Here is an 18,191-nt window from a genome sequence, read left to right on the forward strand (position 1 = left end):
AATCGAATGAGTCTAGTTTCATCCAAAGAAGTTGCAAATGTTTTAGGGGTTTCCAAATATGGTTTTATTGGAACCTTTATTGGGTGGTTGTTGGTACGGATTTTAAGAATTTCAAAAATTAATAAAATCTACAACAATCATAAACACAAAACAGATCTAGAATTCTTGGACGGAATTTTAAAAGAATTCCAAATAGAATTTGAGATTCCAGAAGAAGATTTAAAAAGAATTCCTAAAACCGGTCCTTTTATTACAATCTCAAACCATCCTTTAGGTGGGATTGATGGCATCCTACTTTTAAAGCTATTAATAGAGCAACGATCTGATTTTAAGATTATTGCAAACTTTTTACTCCATAGAATAGAGCCGCTAAAACCCTATGTAATGCCAGTAAATCCTTTTGAAAATCACAAGGATGCTAAATCTAGTGTTACAGGAATAAAAAATGCACTTTTACACCTTAAAGAAGGTTATCCATTAGGCATTTTTCCTGCGGGTGAAGTATCGACCTATAGAGATGGAAAATTAATGGTAGACAAACCTTGGGAAGAAGGAGCTGTTCGTTTAATAAAAAAAGCAAACGTTCCGATCATACCAATTTATTTTCACGCAAAGAATAGCAATATGTTTTACATATTGTCTAAAATCAGTGATATTTTTAGAACTGCAAAATTGCCTTCAGAATTGCTCTCACAAAAAAACAGAGTGATTAAAGTCCGAATTGGAAAACCGATTTCTGTAAACGATCAAAATGAACTAAAAGACATTAATTCTTTTTATGAGTTTATCAGAAAAAAAACATACATGCTGGCAAATCCTTTTGAAAAGAAAGCCAACAATATTTTGTCTACACAAAACTTAAAAATCCCTAAGCCTCCAAAACAAATTATATCTCAAAAAAGTGTTGATTCTTTTATCAAAGAAATAGAGGGTTTACGGAACAATGACAAGCGCTTGTTAGAGAGTAAAAACTATGAAGTATATTTTGCTTCTGCAAAAGAGATCCCTAATTTACTACAAGAAATTGGACGCTTACGTGAAATTACCTTTAGAGATGTTGGTGAAGGGACAAACAAGGCTATTGATTTAGATAAGTTTGATAAGTACTATCACCATTTGCTTCTTTGGGATCGCGAAGCAAATGCCTTAGCAGGTGCCTATAGAATGGGTCTAGGTAAAGATATTTATAAAAAATATGGGATTTCTGGTTTTTATATACACACCTTATTTAGGTTTGAGCCAGAACTCTATTCAATGATGGAAAACACCATAGAAATGGGTCGTGCTTTTATCATTAAAGAATACCAACAAAAACCGATGCCACTCTTTTTATTGTGGAAAGGAATCGTACATGTAACCTTGCGATACCCACAGTATAAGTATCTAATGGGTGGAGTAAGTATTAGCAATCAATTTTCTGACTTTTCAAAATCATTGATGATTGAGTTTATGAAATCACATTATTACGATCCATATATTGCTCAATATATCTTCCCTAAAAAAGAGTATAAGGTAAAATTAAAGGACGATGATAAAGATTTTGTATTTGATGCCTCTAAGGCTGATATGCAAAAATTTGATAAAATAATTGATGAAATTGAACCGGGAGCTCTAAGAATCCCTGTCTTGATTAAAAAATACGTAAAACAAAACGCTCGACTAGTCGCTTTTAATGTTGACCCAAAGTTTAACAATGCTGTCGATGGCCTCATGTATATTCGAGTATCCGACATTCCAGATAGTACCGTTAAACCAGTCATGGAAGAGTTTCAAGCAGAGTTAGAACGAAAAGCCAGCGAAGCAAGTCAACAGCCTGAAAAATCTGAACCTGTTTAGCTTACTTTTTTTTAGCTTCAGCAACTTTTTCTAATTCTGTATACCAATCTTCACCAAACTTTCTAATCAATGCTTGTTTGACAAATTTGTATACAGGAACTTGCAATTCTTTACCTAATGAACAGGCGTCATCACAAATTTCCCACTTGTTATAATTAACAGCAGAAAACTCATTATAATCTTTAACTCGTATTGGATATAAATGGCAAGAAACAGGTTTTTTCCAATCAACAATTCCTTGATTATATGCTTCCTCTATCGCACAAAGTGCCGTATTATTTTTATCAAAAATAACATATGCACAATCTGCCCCATTAATTAATGGCGTTTCAAGTTCTCCAAAGTCACTTGTAATCCAAGTACCTTGCTCCTCAATAGCAGCAATACCTTCTTTCCGCAAGAATGATTTAATTTTTGGGTAAATCTCCTCTAAGATTTGGGTTTCTTCTTTTTCTAATGGTGCGCCTGCATCGCCATCAATACAACAGGCACCTTTACATGCAGAAAGATTGCATACAAAATCCTTTTCTATGATTTCTTCCGAAACTATGGTTTTTCCTAACTGAAACATTTGGCAAAAATACAGTAATTTTAGAATTTATGCCCTTAGAACTCACTTAAGTTACTTAATTTTGCAGCAAAAATTAAAGATTACGAAATGAATTTTGATATTAAAGAAATAATTACAGCTTTTATGGTTTTATTTGCTGTTATAGACATTATTGGAAATATTCCAATCATCATAGACCTTCGAAAAAAAGTAGGCCATATACAGTCGGAAAAAGCCTCTATTATCGCTGGAGTCTTAATGATTGTCTTTCTATTTTTAGGGAAGAGTTTGCTAAATGTAATTGGAGTTGATGTGAACTCATTTGCAGTAGCGGGTTCATTTATACTCTTTTTTATTGCCCTTGAAATGATCTTAGGAATCACCTTATACAAAGACGATGGGAGTTCTTCTCCAATAACAGCTTCTGTATTTCCTTTAGCTTTCCCTTTGATTGCTGGACCAGGAAGTTTAACGACCTTACTTTCATTACGATCAGAGTTTTATATAGAAAACATTATTCTTGGTGTATTATTAAACGTAATCGTCATTTATATTGTCTTAAAAACTTCTGCAAAAATTGAACGTATGATTGGTCAAAATGGAATCAATATTATCCGAAAAGTATTCGGAGTAATTCTATTAGCAATTGCGGTTAAATTATTTGCAACCAATATCAAAGAATTATTTTAATACATAAATTACTCTTAAACACAAAAAAAACCCAGCCAAAAGGCTGGGTTTTTTATTGTATATAGTTCTGTCTCAATTATTCTACAGTAACTGATTTTGCTAAATTTCTTGGCTGATCAACATTTCTTCCTAAGAAAACTGCAATATGATAAGACAACAATTGAAGCGGTATGGTTGTTAATAATGGTGTAAATGCTTCTTCTGTTTCTGGTATTTCAATGGTATGATCTGCAATCTCTTTTACAGTGGTATCTCCTTGGGTAACAATTGCAATAATTTTTCCAGATCTTGATTTAATTTCTTGGATATTACTCACCACCTTTTCATAATGTCCTTTGCTCGTAGCAATTACAATAATTGGCATGTTTTCATCAATTAAGGCAATCGGTCCGTGTTTCATTTCGGCAGCAGGGTATCCTTCTGCATGGATATAAGAAATTTCTTTTAATTTTAATGCACCTTCCAGAGCCACAGGAAAATTAAATCCTCTTCCTAAATACAAACAATTGGTTGCATTTTTATAAACAGATGCAATGTGTTTAACTTGATCATCTATAGCTAACAATTCTTCGATTTTTTTTGGAATCAATTGCAAAGTCTGTAGGTGGGAATGAAATAAGCTATTAGATATCTTTCCTTTTGCTTTTCCTAGCTTTAATGCAATTAAAGACAATACTGTAATTTGAGTTGTAAATGCTTTTGTAGAAGCAACTCCTATTTCTGGTCCTGCGTGCGTATAGGCACCTGCATGAGTTTCTCTTGCGATAGATGATCCAACAACGTTACAAACTCCAAAAACAAAGGCTCCTTTCGATTTTGCTAATTTAATAGCTGCCAAAGTATCTGCAGTTTCTCCAGATTGAGAAATTGCTATAACAATATCTTTATCTGTTATAATAGGGTTTCTATATCTAAACTCTGATGCGTATTCTACCTCAACAGGGATTCTTGCAATGTCTTCAAAAAGATATTCTGCAACCAATCCTGCATGCCATGAGGTTCCACAAGCTACAATAATGATTCGATCTGCATTCAAAAACTTTTCTAAATGATCATCAACTCCGGCCATTTTAATAATGCCTTGATCAGCTAGCATTCTACCTCTGTAGGTATCAATAATCGCTTTAGGCTGCTCGTGAATTTCTTTAAGCATAAAATGCTCATATCCTCCTTTTTCAATCTGTTCAAGACTTAATTGAAGTTTTTGAATGTTGGTTACAACTAAAGAGTCATCTTTTATTTTTCGAACGCGAATTCCTTTATCCAACTTGATGATCGCCATTTCTTCATCTTCTAAATAAATGGCTTCTTTGGTATATTCTATAAAAGGGGATGCATCAGAAGCAACAAAAAACTCTTTATTGTCTTTACCTATTCCGATTGCAATAGGGCTTCCAAGTCTAGCAACCACAATTTCATTAGGTTTCGTTTTATCAAAAACTGCAATTGCATAAGCACCAATCACTTGATTTAAAGCAATCTGAACTGCTTTCCCTAACTTGCAACCTTCTTGCTTTTTAACTTCTTCTATCAGGTTGACCAATACTTCTGTATCGGTATCACTCTGAAAAACATAACCTCTTGTAATAAGCTCTTTTTTAAGCGTATCGTAATTTTCTATAATCCCATTATGAACAATAACCAAATCACCAGACATTGAAGAATGTGGATGTGAATTTATATCATTCGGTACTCCATGAGTTGCCCAACGTGTATGACCTATACCAATAGTTCCCTTTTTTCGAGATTCCTCACTATCTGTAATTTTCTTAAGGTCAGCTACTTTTCCTTTGGTTTTTGAAATTTGAATATTTTCACCATCAAACATCATGATTCCCGCACTGTCATAGCCTCTATATTCTAGACGTTCTAAGCCTTTTACAACTATGGGATAAGCTTCTCTGAAACCTATATAACCTGTTATTCCGCACATAGCAATACTTTGTTATTTTTTTATTGAATAAGAAATCTTTAATTGAGCTCTACGATCACCGTTGGCATTTTTGTCATGGTTTAATAAGGTGATAGCTTTCGGGTTCCAACTATACACTTTTACGATCGTATCTGTAATTGTTTCAGGAAAATCTGTCGGATTAGAAACTTTAAGATTAAGAGTTGGATTGTAGTTTATAGTTCCATTTAACAAATCTGAAACATAATCTGTAATTTTAAACACATATTTGTCTGGTCTTTTGTCATCGGCTAACTCTAGGTTTCCTCCAAAAACAAACAAACCTTCAGAATAGACATCCTTAATTTGACTTGGACTTTTTGCACCATTCTCTTTATATAAAAACATGCTAAAAGGTGTAGTAATTGTATCGTGTTGAACAATGTCTTGATTTACATACAACGTTAAAGTTGCATCATTAACCAAATAATTTTTTGCTCTCATGTCCTCTATTTGATCAGAAACTCCATTGTTGTTGTTGTCATCACCAAAAAGTTTAAGCTCAGCCATGTTACCCGCAGTACCCTGGATAATTATATTTTTATCTGCTGGATATACTTTCTGCTCCATTTTATATGCACTATTTGTAAAACCAGCTAGTGGAAAAGATCGATTCCTTTCAATAGTATCAACAACTTGTGTACCTCCTTTTATAACCGTATTGGTATAATACAACTCAATTGAAGGAACAAGTGTTTGATCACTATTTATAAACCCTAATGAAAGCATGGTTCCTTCATTTCCGGTAGCTTCTAAGTATACTCCTTTAAAATAATTATTAAATGCATCTTGAGAAGCAAACTCTGGAGAATTTAATTTGTCTAAGAATAATTGTTTGATTTTTGTTTTAGACAAAGGAATTCTAGCAAAAGGATTATTTTGTGTTAATGTAATTGTATCTTTTTTATACACACTACCATCACTTAAGCGTCTGTTTAAAAAGAATGCTGTGTCAGTCGCTTTTGGTATAAACTGATAATTAGGTGTGGCATTTAACTCACCTGGTATTTTCTGGTAATTATAATCAGATTGATAGCTATAAATCTTTGAGGGATTCTGTGGATTTAATCGCGATAAATAAGTTCCAGATTCATAAATATTTAAGGTAAATGCTTTGGTTTTATCACCAAGAATTGAATCAAGCTCAAAATCAGCAGTTCCTGAATTAGCATCTTTTAAAGTCGCCTGATAAGGTAATTTTAAAAATACGGTATCTATAGTAGTAACAACAGTTGTGTCAGCTCCATATGTTTTATCAACAAGTATTTCTTCATCTGAAATAATTTGAAGTTGAGAAACGATTGATGCCTCTAATTTTTCATATCTTGAATCTGCATAGATCCCCAATAAATATTGGCCCAATGCTCCTCCAATTTCCAAACCATCAGCGCGAACACTTTGTATTGCTTTGTTTGTAATTACAACTTCTAAAACTGTATCTTTAGTCGTGTATTTGGTATTGTTAATGACCGAAGAGTTTACGTCTTGGAAGTCCTTTTCACAAGAAATAACCCCAATCAAACTAAAAATAACAATTCCAAAATATATACCTTTCTTTGTAATGTCTTTATACATAAATAACTATTGTTGAGCCAATACTTTATTGGCGTAAAAATCTAAATAAGCTTCGGTTAATGTTTCTTCGGTTTGGTAGTCTAAAAAGGGCTTTTCTTTTTCTTCGATAAACTGTGTTAGCTCATCAGAAATCGTTTCACTCCCTTTAATAAGAGCATCAGAATTAGCTATGGCATTTTTAAGAATGTTAATATAGCTAGGGGTTTGAAGTTCTTCTATCTTTGAATCATCAATTTTATCATATTTGACCTTGTCTATAAGACCTGTATTCAAAGTCCCTCCAAAATCATTATTGTAAATTGATGTTACAATCTTACTTTGAGAAAAAAGAGCCTCTTCTTTGTAATATTCTCTTAAATATAATGGCAATAACGAGGCCATCCATCCGTGGATATGAATAATATCCGGAGCCCAATTTAATTTTTTTACAGTTTCGATAACCCCTTTGGCAAAGAAAATGGCGCGTTCGTCATTGTCTTCAAAAAGTTTGTCATCCTCGTCTGTAAAAATAGCTTTCCTTTTAAAATATTCATCATTATCAATGAAGTAAACCTGCATCCGTTCTTTTGGAATAGAAGCAACTTTAATAATCAGTGGCATATCCATATCATTGATAATCAGATTCATTCCGGACAACCTAATCACTTCGTGCAATTGGTGTCTTCTTTCATTTATTACGCCAAATTTGGGCATAAAAATACGGGTTTGAACTCCTTTAGAATGTGCTTTTCTTGCTGCATTAAACGCCGTTGAGGCCATTTCCGTTTCTGGTAAATATGGTACTACCTCAGACGATACGTATAAAATTCTCTTGTCTTTCATGAAATCATCCCTTTTATGAGAAGTGCAAAAATACATATTTTTATGCTAAATTCATGTTAAAATACTAAGTTTGCACACATTTTACTATTTGAGTTTATGCAAGTTTTCAAAAAAAAGAACGCTTTAAAAGACTGTTTATCTGAATTTAAAGCAAACAATTATCATGTTGGTTTTGTACCAACCATGGGGGCACTCCATGAGGGACATCTATCTCTCATTAGCCATTCCAAAAAAAACAATGATATTACGGTAGTTAGTATTTTTGTTAATCCAACCCAATTTGACAATACAGAAGATCTTGAGAAGTATCCAAAAACCTTAGAAGAAGACTTGGCATTACTTGAAAAAGCAAACTGCGATATCGTATTTATACCTGATGCTAAAGAAATGTATTCAGACAACATTGTGTCAGGGACTTATTCTTTTGATGGGCTAGAGAATCAAATGGAAGGAAAGTATCGATCTGGTCATTTTGATGGGGTTGCTACCATCGTTCACGCCTTCTTTGACCTTATAAAACCAACCAATGCTTATTTTGGCGAAAAAGATTTTCAACAGCTACAAATCGTCAAAAAACTAGCAGAAAAAAAGAACTTACCTCTAAATGTTATTGGCTGTCCTATCTTTAGAGAAAAAGATGGATTGGCTATGAGTTCAAGAAATGTTCGTTTAAATCCAGAACAAAGAGCAGCAGCACCATTTATCTATAAATTGCTTAAAAAAGTTGTTTTACAGGCAAAAAAAAACACGATTGAAGAAATTTCACGTCAAGTTGAAAAGGAATTTGAAACAAATGAACTCTTAAATTTGGAGTACTTTGCCATCGCAGAAGAAGACAGTTTAGCTAGCCCTAAAGAAATTGATTTATCTAAAAAAAACAGAGCATTTATAGCGGTTCATGCCGGAAATATTCGCCTGATAGACAACATTTCGCTGTCCTAAAAAAGACAAAATAAAATCTATAAATAATTTAAAAAGCTTTATTTTTGTTGCATGTTAGTACAAGTTGTAAAATCTAAAATCCACCGTGTTAAAGTAACAGGAGCTGATTTAAATTATATCGGTAGCATTACCATTGATTTGGATTTAATGGAAGCCGCAAATATTATTGAAGGTGAGAAAGTTCAAATTGTTAATAACAACAATGGTGAACGCCTAGAAACCTACGTAATTCCCGGACAAAGAGGTAGTGGAGAAATCACTCTAAATGGTGCGGCTGCAAGAAAAGTTGCTGTGGGTGACGTCTTGATCTTAATTGCCTATGCTTTAATGGATTTTGAAGAAGCAAAAGTTTTTAAACCATCACTTGTGTTTCCTAATGAAGCAACCAATATTTTAAATTAGTTTGAGCATTTCTACAAAAAAAATACTAAAAGTTAGTTTCCCTTTATTGTTAGGGGTTTTCTTGGTTTGGTATTCGCTCTCTAAAGTCTCCATTGATGAACTTGTCGTTTATTTTAAAGAAGCAAATTATCTATGGGTTTGTTTTGGTTTGTTATTTGGTATTTTAAGCCATTTGTCTCGAGCCTATCGTTGGAAATTTATGCTAGAGCCCTTAGGGTATCAGCCAAAATTTGCCAATAGCGTTATGGCCGTTTTAGTAGCTTATCTTGTTAATTATACCATTCCCAGAGCTGGAGAAGTATCTAGAGCTGCTGTAATGACCAATTATGAAGGCATTCCTTTTGAAAAAGGTTTTGGAACTATCGTTGCAGAAAGAATTGCCGATTTGATCATGATGCTGCTTATGGTAGCCATCACTTTGTTTGTTCAATTCGATTTTATTTACGATTTACTTCTTAAAAACTTTGACCCCAGTAAAATTATTTTACTTGGAATTGTTTTGATACTTATCGTTGCTATTTTTATTCGATTTATCAAAAAAGCAAAATCAGGTTTTGCTTTAAAAATAAAGACTTTTGTTGGAGGTCTAGTAGAAGGGGTGATGAGTATTTTTAAAATGAAGAAAAAATGGCCCTTTATATTTCATACACTCTTTATTTGGTTGATGTATGTACTAATGTTTTGGGCAACGATTCCAGCAATTGATGGGTTAGAAGTGCCTATTGGCGGTGTTTTAATCGGCTTTATTGCTGGTGGAACAGCAATTGCAGCTACCAATGCAGGTGTGGGTTCTTATCCAGTAGCCGTTGCCTTGGCTTTCGCCCTTTTTAATATAGACAATGACAAAGCATTTGCCTTTGGATGGATTATGTGGTCTGCACAAACTGCCATGGTCATCCTTTTTGGTGGCTTGTCTTTCTTATTTCTTCCGATTTACAACAAGAACAAAAGCTAACCGGCCTAAGCGTTTATTTCCTTTAGCAAAGTTTTGAGGTATTTTCTTTATTTAAGAGCACAAAGTCTCAAAAAAAGATGCACAATTATACAATTCAAATAAGGTTGAAACTTTGTAACTTTACAACTCTGAAACTATTTTAAAATGGCCAAAACCAAAACAACTTTTTTTTGTCAAAACTGCGGAACCCAACATGCTAAATGGGTAGGACAATGTAGTGCTTGTAAAGAGTGGAATACCATTGTAGAAGAGGTTGTACAAAAAGAAGAAAAGCGGTCTTGGAAACAAAGTTCATCCATTAAAAAAACTTCAAAACCCTTAACTATTGCTCAAATTGAGAGCAATCCAGAAGAACGCATTCAGACAAAAAACAAAGAGCTTGACACTGTTTTAGGGGGTGGTCTAGTTAAAGGATCTGTGATTTTATTAGGAGGAGAACCAGGGATTGGAAAATCCACGCTTATTTTACAAATTGCCTTATCAATTACTCAAAAAGTACTTTATGTATCGGGTGAAGAAAGTCAGTCTCAAATCAAAATGAGAGCAGAAAGGATTCAAAATCAAAATGAAAATTGCTTTATTCTAACGGCTACAAATACCCAAGAAATTTTTAAAAATATTGAAGAAATTCAGCCTGATTTTTTAGTGATTGATTCTATCCAGACGCTCCAAACCAACACTGTAGAAGCAACCCCTGGAAGTATCTCTCAGATAAGAGAAACCACTGCAGAACTTATTCAATTTGCAAAAGAAACTGCAACCCCTGTTTTACTAATCGGGCACATTAACAAAGAGGGTCATATTGCGGGTCCAAAGATTTTGGAACATATGGTAGATGTCGTATTGCAATTTGAAGGAGATCGCAATCACACCTATCGAATTTTAAGAGCTCAAAAAAATAGGTTTGGATCTACGTCAGAATTGGGAATTTATGAAATGCTTTCTGACGGATTAAGAGAAATCTCCAACCCATCAGAGATCTTAATTTCAAAAAAAGATTCAGATTTAAGCGGCTCGGCAATTGCATCAACCTTAGAAGGAGTTAGACCATTAATGATCGAGGTTCAAGCTCTTGTAAGTACTGCTGTCTATGGAACCCCACAAAGATCTACAACGGGTTATAATCTTAAAAGGCTTAACATGATTCTGGCTGTTTTAGAAAAACGTGCTGGGTTTAAGTTAGGTGCCAAAGATGTCTTTTTAAACATCACAGGAGGGATTCAGGTAGATGACCCTGCAATTGATCTGGCTGTGGTCGCTGCTATTTTATCATCCAATGAAGACATTGCCATCAACCCAAATGTTTGTTTTGCTGCAGAAGTAGGTTTAGCAGGAGAAATTAGACCTGTCTCAAAAATTGATCAGCGAATTATTGAAGCAGAAAAATTAGGATATAAAACACTTGTTGCTTCCAAATACAACAATATAAGCTCAAAAAACCACAATATTAAATTAGTTTTAGTAGGTAAGATTGAAGAGGCTTTTGCGACCTTATTTGCATAAAAAAACCGAGTAAAAAATTACTCGGCTTATATCTTTATAAAAAAATCTTATTTTTTTCCGTTCACTTCTTTGATATACCTTTCTAAGGCCATCGTCATGGATGGTGATTCTGGAGCAGGGGCCATAATATTACATTTTAAGCCTGCATCTGTAACCGCTTTAATGGTGGTGTTTCCAAAAGCAGCAATTCGAGTGTTATTTTGTTTAAAATCTGGGAAATTGATAAATAATGAATCAATTCCTGAAGGACTAAAAAACACTAAAATATCATAAAACACATCTTCTAAGTCAGACAAGTCACTAACAACGGTTTTATAAAGTATTGCTTGTTTCCAGTCAACACCTAAATTGTTTAACTCTTCTGGAATTAAAGGTTTTAATTTATCTGATGAAGGAAGTAAAAACTTTTCATCCTTGTGTTTTTTTATTAGTTTTCCCAATTCTGGGAAGGTTCTGTTCCCTACATAGATTTTACGTTTTCTATAGACAACATATTTTTGTAAATAATAAGCAACGGCCTCTGATTGACAAAAATATTTCATTGAATCAGGCACCTTAAATCGCATTTCATCTGCAATTCTAAAAAAATTATCTACGGCATTTCTACTTGTAAGGATAATAGCGGTAAACTTGCTTAAATCAATTTTTTGAGCTCTTACTTCTTTAACTTCAACACCTTCAACATGAATAAAAGATCTAAAGTCAATTTTTACTTTTTGTTTTTCTGATAACTCAAAGTAAGGTGATGCATCGGTTTTTGGCTCAGGTTGAGAGACCAATATTGTTTTCACTTTCATACAAACTCCTTTAATTAAAACACTATTTTATAAATAAATAATAATGGCGCTATTTTAAGTATGCAAAGGTACAAAATAAAATAAAACAACTCGCTTACAATCAAGTTTTTGTTGTTAGAGAAGATTAAAATCAGGCTCAGTAAAAACATAAAAACAGCAACGGCTAGCGCTACATATCCAGAACTAAAACTATAAAAACTAAGAATCAAAAAAGGGAAAAGCCAAATAGAAAACGTAAACAGGTAAATTCTTTTTGAAATCATAAAATACCCCAAGGTGTTTTTCAATGAAAAGATTCGTATCACTAGATATTCTATGAAATAACTAGCAAGAATATAAAGTAGAATTCCAATCAAAATATAGATGAAAAACTGAAAATCTACCTGCTGATCTCGTATAAAGTTTTCTGCAATAAGACAGGAAAACAAGGCAAGTACAACTCCTGAAAATAGAAATAATAAAAGGCTAGTTAACGAGAAAAAACTTACTTTCTCTTGTGCTTTCTTTTCTACAAAACCCTTTATAAAAAATGCCTTGCTGTAATTTAACAAAAGCTCAGCATTTATTTTTTTTAGCAAAAAAAGCAAGAACAGCCCAAAAAGAAGGGTTAATAACACCCAATTGTTTGACTCTACGACCCTATTTGCTATCTGCATATTTTGGTTTTATGATAAAATATTAACACAAAATTAGTGATAAAATAGCGTATCTTTGTTATACTTATTCTAGTAAAAGCATGTCAGACGTTTTAGTAATCATTCCAACCTATAACGAAAAAGAAAATATTGAAGCCATTATCAAGGCTGTTTTTCAACAGCAAAAGGCTTTTGATATTTTGGTTGTTGATGACAACTCCCCTGATGGAACTGGTCAAATTGTCAGCAACTTACAAGGTGAATTTGCCGATCGTTTATTTTTAGAAGAACGTCAAGGAAAAAATGGATTAGGTACCGCTTATATTCATGGTTTTAAATGGGCAATTGAAAAAAAATACGACTATATTATTGAGATGGATGCTGATTTTTCTCACAATCCTGAAGACTTAATTCGCTTATACAACGCCTGTAAAATAGAAGGAGCTGATTTGTCTATTGGCTCTAGATACTCAAAAGGTGTCAACGTTGTTAACTGGCCTATGAAACGTGTTTTATTGTCTTACTTTGCCTCTAAATACGTTCGTTTTATTACTAGAATGCCCATACATGATACTACTGCTGGTTTTGTTTGTTACAAGAGAAAAGTACTAGAAACCATCCAATTAGACAAAATAAAATTTGTTGGTTATGCCTTTCAAATTGAAATGAAGTTTAAAGCTTGGAAACATTTATTTAAAATAAAAGAAGTCTCAGTCATATTTACTGACCGAACTTTAGGAGAATCTAAAATGAGCGGTAATATCGTTTACGAAGCCCTCTTTGGGGTTATTAAAATGCGATTTAACGGATTGCCAAAAAACAAGTAACTTATGAGTTCTACCCTTATCAAAAACGCAAAAATTGTCAACGAAAACAAGATTTTTTTTGGTGATTTACTTATAGAAAATAACCTTATTAAAGATATTGCGGTTCAAATTGAGCCTCCAAAAGATGCAAAGATAATTGATGCTCACGGAGCCTTTCTTTTGCCTGGGCTGATTGATGATCAGGTCCATTTTAGAGAGCCTGGACTAACACATAAAGCAACTATTGCCAGTGAGAGTAAAGCGGCTGTAGCTGGTGGAATCACTTCTTTTATAGAAATGCCCAATACGGTGCCTCAGGCAACTACCCAAGAACTCCTTGAAGAAAAATTTGAAACGGCGGCTAAAACATCGTATGCAAATTACTCTTTTATGTTTGGTGGGACCAATGACAACTTAGATGAAATTTTAAAAACCAACCCAAAAAATGTGGCTGGATTAAAATTGTTTTTAGGCTCCTCTACAGGAAACATGTTAGTTGACAACCAAGAAGTTCTTGAAACTATTTTTTCATCAACAAAATTATTGATTGCTGTGCATTGTGAAGATGAAGCAACGATTAAAAAAAATACTGAAAAATATCTAGCAGAATTTGGTGAAGATATCCCTATAAAATACCACCCGCTTATTCGCAGTGAAGAAGCCTGTTACCTTTCTTCTTCTAAAGCCATTGAGTTGGCAAAAAAAACAGGTGCACGTTTGCATGTTTTTCATCTGTCTACAGAAAAGGAAACACACTTGTTTAGAAATGATATCCCTTTAGAAGAGAAACAAATTACTGCCGAAGTCTGCATTCATCATTTGTGGTTTACAGATAACGATTATGATGAAAAAGGAACACTGATTAAATGGAATCCTGCTGTAAAAACAGAAAAAGATAGAGAGGGTTTGTGGAAGGCCTTATTAGACGATAGAATTGATGTGATTGCTACAGATCATGCGCCTCATACCTTGCAAGAAAAATCTGCAATTTATACCAAAGCTCCAAGTGGTGGTCCTTTGGTTCAACATGCTTTAAACGCCATGTTAGAAAAAGTTAAAGAAGGTGTAATAAGCATAGAAAAAGTGGTTGAAAAAATGTGTCACAACCCAGCTAAGATGTTTAAAATCGAAAAAAGAGGCTTTATTAAAAAAGGCTATTATGCCGATCTAGTTTTGGTCAATCCGACCCATCCATACACCGTTTCAAAAAAGAATATTTTGTATAAATGTGCCTGGTCTCCTTTTGAAGGACATACCTTTACATCAAGTGTTACCCACACCTTTGTAAATGGAAACCTTATCTTTGATCACGGCTTGTTTGATGAATCTATCAAAGGTCAAAGGCTCCTGTTTAATCGATAATATGAAAAAGATTTTCTTACTTTTTGGTTTGGTTTTTTTACTTTCTTGCACCAGTAACACCATCTATAAAAAACCGAAAGATTTAATTCCAAAAGACAGCATGGCGCTTTTGCTGACAGACTTATATATAGCATCATCAGCCTATTATGAAAAAAATTTAGACTTAGCAAAAAACATAAACTACATGCCTTTACTATATCAAAAGTATGGTATAGATAGCACTCGTTATAAAGCAAGTAACTTGTACTATGTGTCTATTATTGATGAGTATGATGAAATGATTAAGTTGGTCAATAGCAATTTGATGTCAAGAAAAAAAGCACTTGAAGAGGCACAAAAAGCCCTAACAGATTCGCTGACAAACAGTACTCTTAAAAAGTTAAATCAGAAATAAACAATCAGTTATTCATTATCTGCTTGGTAGTAGCTGCAAATGCGTTCTATATCTTTTTCTACTGGCGTAAAGCTAAAAAGTCCTGTATCTACTATTTTTTTTGAAGAATACGCAGTTTTACTATGTAAGGAAGCTGCTGTGTTTTTAGTTAATACCTGTGGTGCTCCTGTAAGTTTAGACCAGAGGTAATTGAGCCTCCAAAAAATTGCCGTAAGTAATTTTGATGCTTTTAAATTGGGCGGCTTTACCTTTAAATGCCCTGCTATACTGTTGGCGATTTCTCGATAGGATTTGTTTTCTGATACCAATACAAATCGCTCATTAATAACAGTACTATCCATAAGTATACACATAGCTCTTACGACATCATAAACTCCGACAAAACCAGTAGTTCCTTCGGTATAAAACTTAAATCCTTTGGCTGTTTTACTAAAAAATTCACCGGTATTATCATCCCAAATACCAGGTCCTAAAATAACACCCGGATTGACAATAACCATATCTATACCCTCTTGACTCCCTCGCCAAACTTCCATTTCGGCTCCGTGTTTGGTAATGGCATATCCACTATTATAATCTTCTTTATTCCATTCATTTTCTTCGGTATGCACCGGATTGTTAGGCATATTTCCTAAAGTAGCTATAGAACTGATATAACAAAGCTTGGTGATATTTTTTTTAATACAACAATTGACAATATTAGCAGTTCCCTCTATATTGACTTGTCTCAATGTTCGATATTTTTTTGGGTCAAATGAAACTACAGCAGCACAATGATAAACATGCGTTACCTCTTTAAAGGCAGCTTCTAAAGAAGGAATGTCTGTGATGTCTGCTTCTACCCAATCAATCGTATTCATCAACTTTAAAGCATCCTGGCTATAATAAGAAAAGATTTTTAAGACCGTTTCTTTACTCTTATTTGTTCTGTATATGGCTCTAACTTTTTTATTTTTAGTCACCAACTCATACAAAAGGTGTGACCCTACCAATCCTGTTCCTCCAGTCACTAAAATCATTTCGGTATCGCTTTTTATCAAATAATTTACTAAGAGCTAAGGTAGTTTTTTTTAGAGGATAATGTATCTTTGCCTTCTCATAAATGAACAAAGAATGACAAATTTTGTAGAAGAATTACGTTGGCGAGGATTGCTACACGACATCATGCCAGAAACCGAAGAGTATTTGCTAAAACATCAAACCACAGGATATATTGGCTTTGATCCCACTGCAGATTCTCTACATATTGGTAGTTTGGTACAAATTATTATTTTGATGCATTTTCAACGATGCGGACACAATTCTATCGCATTGGTAGGTGGTGCAACAGGAATGGTTGGAGATCCTTCTGGGAAATCTGCAGAGCGAAACTTGTTAAACGAAGAAACACTAGCTAAAAACATTGCTGGTGTAAAAGGGCAATTAGAACGCTTTTTAAATTTTGACAAAAGTACCATTGATAACCCAGCAGAATTGGTCAACAATTATGATTGGATGAAAGAAATTTCTCTTATTGAATTTGTTAGAGATACTGGAAAACATATCACCGTAAATTATATGATGGCTAAAGATTCTGTAAAGAAAAGGCTTAATGGTGAATATGCAGAAGGGATGAGCTTTACTGAGTTTACCTATCAGTTATTCCAAGGATATGACTTTTACCACTTGTACAAAGAAAAGAATTGCAAATTGCAAATGGGTGGTTCTGATCAGTGGGGAAATATTACCACAGGTACAGAACTTATCAGAAGAAAAGCACAAGGAAAAGCCTATGCCATTACAGTACCGCTTGTTACCAAAGCTGATGGTACAAAATTTGGAAAAACTGAAGGAGGAAATGTTTGGTTAGATGCTCAAAGAACTTCTCCATATAAATTTTACCAATATTGGTTAAACTCTAGTGATGAAGATGCAGAAAAGTATATTAAAATATTTACTTTTTTAGACAAAGACAGCATTGAAGCCCTTATAGAAGAGCATAAAGAACAGCCTCATCTTCGTTTGTTACAAAAGAAAGTTGGTGAAGAAGTTACCATTATGACCCATGGAAAAGACGCTTATGAAAATGCCCTTAAAGCGTCTAATATCTTGTTTGGAAAATCCACTGCTGATGATTTAAAAAGCTTAGATGAACAAACCTTTTTAGATGTTTTTGAAGGAGTTCCTCAAGCTGTAATTTCTAAAGAAGACATTGATTCTGGTTTAGATATGATTGCTGCATTGGCTGCAAAAACAAACTTTTTAAACTCAAATGGAGACGCGAGAAGAGCATTAAAAGAAAATGCAATTTCTGTCAATAAAGAAAAGGTTGGTGAGGATTACCTGATCAGAACTTCTGATTTAATCGCACAAAAATACGTGCTTTTGCAACGTGGTAAAAAAAGCTACTTTTTCTTACAGCTTGCAAACTAATAGTTAAAAATGTCATTTCAAATTCTTATCCTGCGAACTTTTAAAACAGGATAAAAAGAATTGGAATGACATTTAATTTTCTTTGCTTAGTTTTTTCCAGTTTTTATCTGCGCTTTCTTGAAGTGCTTTTGCCCCTTCTTTAATCCAGAGTTCTTGGGTGTTTGTTCCCCATGAATTGTAAAACAAGTACAGTTTTCCGTCTCTAATCTCAAATGTTTTAGGGTTAATAGACACTTTCTCTGCGCTTTTCCCTATCGCATAAGCACAATATCCACCGTATTGAGGAACATACTTTTTAGGTGCTTTTTTAAATTTCTCTAAATTTTCTTTATTGACAAACTGAAATTTTGCGCCTTCATAGGTGGTGCTAAACTTTTTGTTTCCCTTTTCTGCCTTTTGACTAAAATACGATACCACATCATAGCCTTCTGCTACAAATCCTTTTTTGGTGTTATAATCGTGCTGGGCAAAAAGACTTGTTGAAAGTCCAATACATAAAAAAAGAAGTAAGTGTTTCATCGGATACGGTTTCTAATGTAGTCGATGAAAATGAAGAGAA

General features: G+C 33.7%; 18 protein-coding genes. 10 read left to right on the forward strand and 8 right to left on the reverse strand.

Annotation, left to right across the window (positions count from 1 at the left end; translation table 11 throughout):
• Nucleotides 1–6 precede the first annotated feature (6 nt).
• Nucleotides 7–1,836: a GNAT family N-acyltransferase gene (locus tag WHC90_RS07650; protein ID WP_188597887.1), complete on the forward strand. Its 1,830-nt coding sequence runs from the start codon at nt 7–9 to the stop codon at nt 1,834–1,836.
• 1 nt (nt 1,837) lies between these two features.
• Here the strand turns inward: WHC90_RS07650 and WHC90_RS07655 are convergent, their stop codons facing one another.
• The gene (locus tag WHC90_RS07655) at nt 1,838–2,407 is read right to left on the reverse strand and encodes a DUF3109 family protein (RefSeq protein ID WP_188597888.1); all 570 of its coding nucleotides are present in this window, start codon (nt 2,405–2,407) and stop codon (nt 1,838–1,840) included.
• Between the two features lie 87 nt (nt 2,408–2,494).
• Between WHC90_RS07655 and WHC90_RS07660 the strand changes: the two genes are divergently transcribed.
• Entirely contained in the window at nt 2,495–3,076 is a 582-nt protein-coding gene (locus WHC90_RS07660; RefSeq protein ID WP_188597889.1) for a MarC family protein, read from the forward strand.
• Nucleotides 3,077–3,152: 76 nt separating this feature from the next.
• Here the strand turns inward: WHC90_RS07660 and glmS are convergent, their stop codons facing one another.
• From glmS to WHC90_RS07675, 3 genes are read right to left on the reverse strand one after another with little or no spacing between them, the layout of a single operon-like run.
• On the reverse strand, nt 3,153–5,009 hold the full coding sequence (gene glmS, locus WHC90_RS07665; protein WP_188597890.1) for a glutamine--fructose-6-phosphate transaminase (isomerizing): 1,857 nt from the start codon (nt 5,007–5,009) through the stop codon (nt 3,153–3,155).
• Between the two features lie 12 nt (nt 5,010–5,021).
• The gene (locus tag WHC90_RS07670; RefSeq protein WP_188597891.1) at nt 5,022–6,602 is read right to left on the reverse strand and encodes a DUF4270 family protein; all 1,581 of its coding nucleotides are present in this window, start codon (nt 6,600–6,602) and stop codon (nt 5,022–5,024) included.
• Nucleotides 6,603–6,608: 6 nt separating this feature from the next.
• Nucleotides 6,609–7,424, reverse strand: coding sequence for a glycogen/starch synthase (locus WHC90_RS07675; protein WP_188597892.1), 816 nt, complete (start codon nt 7,422–7,424; stop codon nt 6,609–6,611).
• A gap of 96 nt (nt 7,425–7,520) precedes the next feature.
• Between WHC90_RS07675 and panC the strand changes: the two genes are divergently transcribed.
• The 4 genes from panC to radA all read left to right on the forward strand — a co-directional run bounded on the left by panC (nt 7,521) and on the right by radA (nt 11,226).
• The gene (panC, locus tag WHC90_RS07680) at nt 7,521–8,366 is read left to right on the forward strand and encodes a pantoate--beta-alanine ligase (RefSeq protein WP_188597893.1); all 846 of its coding nucleotides are present in this window, start codon (nt 7,521–7,523) and stop codon (nt 8,364–8,366) included.
• A 51-nt stretch (nt 8,367–8,417) separates the two neighbouring features.
• On the forward strand, nt 8,418–8,768 hold the full coding sequence (gene panD / locus WHC90_RS07685; protein ID WP_188597894.1) for an aspartate 1-decarboxylase: 351 nt from the start codon (nt 8,418–8,420) through the stop codon (nt 8,766–8,768).
• A 1-nt stretch (nt 8,769) separates the two neighbouring features.
• Nucleotides 8,770–9,723 carry a lysylphosphatidylglycerol synthase transmembrane domain-containing protein gene (locus tag WHC90_RS07690; protein WP_229664887.1) on the forward strand — a complete coding sequence of 318 codons (954 nt, stop codon included), beginning with the start codon at nt 8,770–8,772 and terminating at the stop codon, nt 9,721–9,723.
• Between the two features lie 144 nt (nt 9,724–9,867).
• Nucleotides 9,868–11,226 carry a DNA repair protein RadA gene (radA, locus tag WHC90_RS07695; protein WP_188597895.1) on the forward strand — a complete coding sequence of 453 codons (1,359 nt, stop codon included), beginning with the start codon at nt 9,868–9,870 and terminating at the stop codon, nt 11,224–11,226.
• Nucleotides 11,227–11,273: 47 nt separating this feature from the next.
• Here the strand turns inward: radA and WHC90_RS07700 are convergent, their stop codons facing one another.
• Nucleotides 11,274–12,023, reverse strand: a complete 750-nt coding sequence (locus WHC90_RS07700) for a uroporphyrinogen-III synthase (protein WP_188597896.1) — start codon at nt 12,021–12,023, stop codon at nt 11,274–11,276.
• Between the two features lie 14 nt (nt 12,024–12,037).
• On the reverse strand, nt 12,038–12,679 hold the full coding sequence (locus WHC90_RS12385; RefSeq protein ID WP_188597897.1) for a DUF4271 domain-containing protein: 642 nt from the start codon (nt 12,677–12,679) through the stop codon (nt 12,038–12,040).
• A gap of 80 nt (nt 12,680–12,759) precedes the next feature.
• On the opposite strand from WHC90_RS12385, the gene WHC90_RS07705 reads away from it, so the two are divergent.
• Genes WHC90_RS07705 through WHC90_RS07715 form a run of 3 tightly spaced genes read left to right on the forward strand, consistent with a single transcriptional unit; the run spans nt 12,760 to nt 15,220 of the window.
• Nucleotides 12,760–13,485 carry a polyprenol monophosphomannose synthase gene (locus tag WHC90_RS07705; RefSeq protein ID WP_188597898.1) on the forward strand — a complete coding sequence of 242 codons (726 nt, stop codon included), beginning with the start codon at nt 12,760–12,762 and terminating at the stop codon, nt 13,483–13,485.
• A gap of 3 nt (nt 13,486–13,488) precedes the next feature.
• Nucleotides 13,489–14,826 (forward strand): dihydroorotase, encoded by a 1,338-nt coding sequence (locus WHC90_RS07710; protein ID WP_188597899.1) that lies wholly within the window; start codon nt 13,489–13,491, stop codon nt 14,824–14,826.
• Between the two features lies 1 nt (nt 14,827).
• The gene (locus tag WHC90_RS07715; protein WP_188597900.1) at nt 14,828–15,220 is read left to right on the forward strand and encodes a DUF4296 domain-containing protein; all 393 of its coding nucleotides are present in this window, start codon (nt 14,828–14,830) and stop codon (nt 15,218–15,220) included.
• 8 nt (nt 15,221–15,228) lie between these two features.
• Here WHC90_RS07715 and WHC90_RS07720 read toward each other — a convergent pair whose 3' ends face one another.
• On the reverse strand, nt 15,229–16,239 hold the full coding sequence (locus tag WHC90_RS07720) for an NAD-dependent epimerase/dehydratase family protein (RefSeq protein WP_188597901.1): 1,011 nt from the start codon (nt 16,237–16,239) through the stop codon (nt 15,229–15,231).
• Between the two features lie 94 nt (nt 16,240–16,333).
• Between WHC90_RS07720 and tyrS the strand changes: the two genes are divergently transcribed.
• Nucleotides 16,334–17,632: a tyrosine--tRNA ligase gene (tyrS, locus tag WHC90_RS07725; protein WP_188597902.1), complete on the forward strand. Its 1,299-nt coding sequence runs from the start codon at nt 16,334–16,336 to the stop codon at nt 17,630–17,632.
• A 72-nt stretch (nt 17,633–17,704) separates the two neighbouring features.
• Here tyrS and WHC90_RS07730 read toward each other — a convergent pair whose 3' ends face one another.
• Nucleotides 17,705–18,151, reverse strand: a complete 447-nt coding sequence (locus WHC90_RS07730; protein ID WP_188597903.1) for a YHS domain-containing (seleno)protein — start codon at nt 18,149–18,151, stop codon at nt 17,705–17,707.
• Nucleotides 18,152–18,191: the final 40 nt, after the last annotated feature.

The sequence above is a fragment of the Polaribacter pacificus genome (assembly GCF_038024035.1).
Lineage (GTDB): Bacteria > Bacteroidota > Bacteroidia > Flavobacteriales > Flavobacteriaceae > Polaribacter > Polaribacter pacificus.

Excerpts from the sequence above, each read along its gene's own strand:
- tyrS (WP_188597902.1), top strand. The coding sequence starts at position 16,334 with ATGACAAATTTTGTAGAAGAATTACGTTGGCGAGGATTGCTACACGAC.
- WHC90_RS07650 (WP_188597887.1), top strand. The coding sequence starts at position 7 with ATGAGTCTAGTTTCATCCAAAGAAGTTGCAAATGTTTTAGGGGTTTCC.
- glmS (WP_188597890.1), bottom strand. The coding sequence starts at position 5,009 with ATGTGCGGAATAACAGGTTATATAGGTTTCAGAGAAGCTTATCCCATA.
- WHC90_RS07710 (WP_188597899.1), top strand. The coding sequence starts at position 13,489 with ATGAGTTCTACCCTTATCAAAAACGCAAAAATTGTCAACGAAAACAAG.
- WHC90_RS07655 (WP_188597888.1), bottom strand. The coding sequence starts at position 2,407 with ATGTTTCAGTTAGGAAAAACCATAGTTTCGGAAGAAATCATAGAAAAG.
- WHC90_RS07675 (WP_188597892.1), bottom strand. The coding sequence starts at position 7,424 with ATGAAAGACAAGAGAATTTTATACGTATCGTCTGAGGTAGTACCATAT.
- WHC90_RS07730 (WP_188597903.1), bottom strand. The coding sequence starts at position 18,151 with ATGAAACACTTACTTCTTTTTTTATGTATTGGACTTTCAACAAGTCTT.
- WHC90_RS07700 (WP_188597896.1), bottom strand. The coding sequence starts at position 12,023 with ATGAAAGTGAAAACAATATTGGTCTCTCAACCTGAGCCAAAAACCGAT.
- WHC90_RS07660 (WP_188597889.1), top strand. The coding sequence starts at position 2,495 with ATGAATTTTGATATTAAAGAAATAATTACAGCTTTTATGGTTTTATTT.
- WHC90_RS07715 (WP_188597900.1), top strand. The coding sequence starts at position 14,828 with ATGAAAAAGATTTTCTTACTTTTTGGTTTGGTTTTTTTACTTTCTTGC.
- panD (WP_188597894.1), top strand. The coding sequence starts at position 8,418 with ATGTTAGTACAAGTTGTAAAATCTAAAATCCACCGTGTTAAAGTAACA.
- radA (WP_188597895.1), top strand. The coding sequence starts at position 9,868 with ATGGCCAAAACCAAAACAACTTTTTTTTGTCAAAACTGCGGAACCCAA.
- WHC90_RS07670 (WP_188597891.1), bottom strand. The coding sequence starts at position 6,602 with ATGTATAAAGACATTACAAAGAAAGGTATATATTTTGGAATTGTTATT.
- WHC90_RS12385 (WP_188597897.1), bottom strand. The coding sequence starts at position 12,679 with ATGCAGATAGCAAATAGGGTCGTAGAGTCAAACAATTGGGTGTTATTA.
- WHC90_RS07705 (WP_188597898.1), top strand. The coding sequence starts at position 12,760 with ATGTCAGACGTTTTAGTAATCATTCCAACCTATAACGAAAAAGAAAAT.
- WHC90_RS07720 (WP_188597901.1), bottom strand. The coding sequence starts at position 16,239 with ATGATTTTAGTGACTGGAGGAACAGGATTGGTAGGGTCACACCTTTTG.
- panC (WP_188597893.1), top strand. The coding sequence starts at position 7,521 with ATGCAAGTTTTCAAAAAAAAGAACGCTTTAAAAGACTGTTTATCTGAA.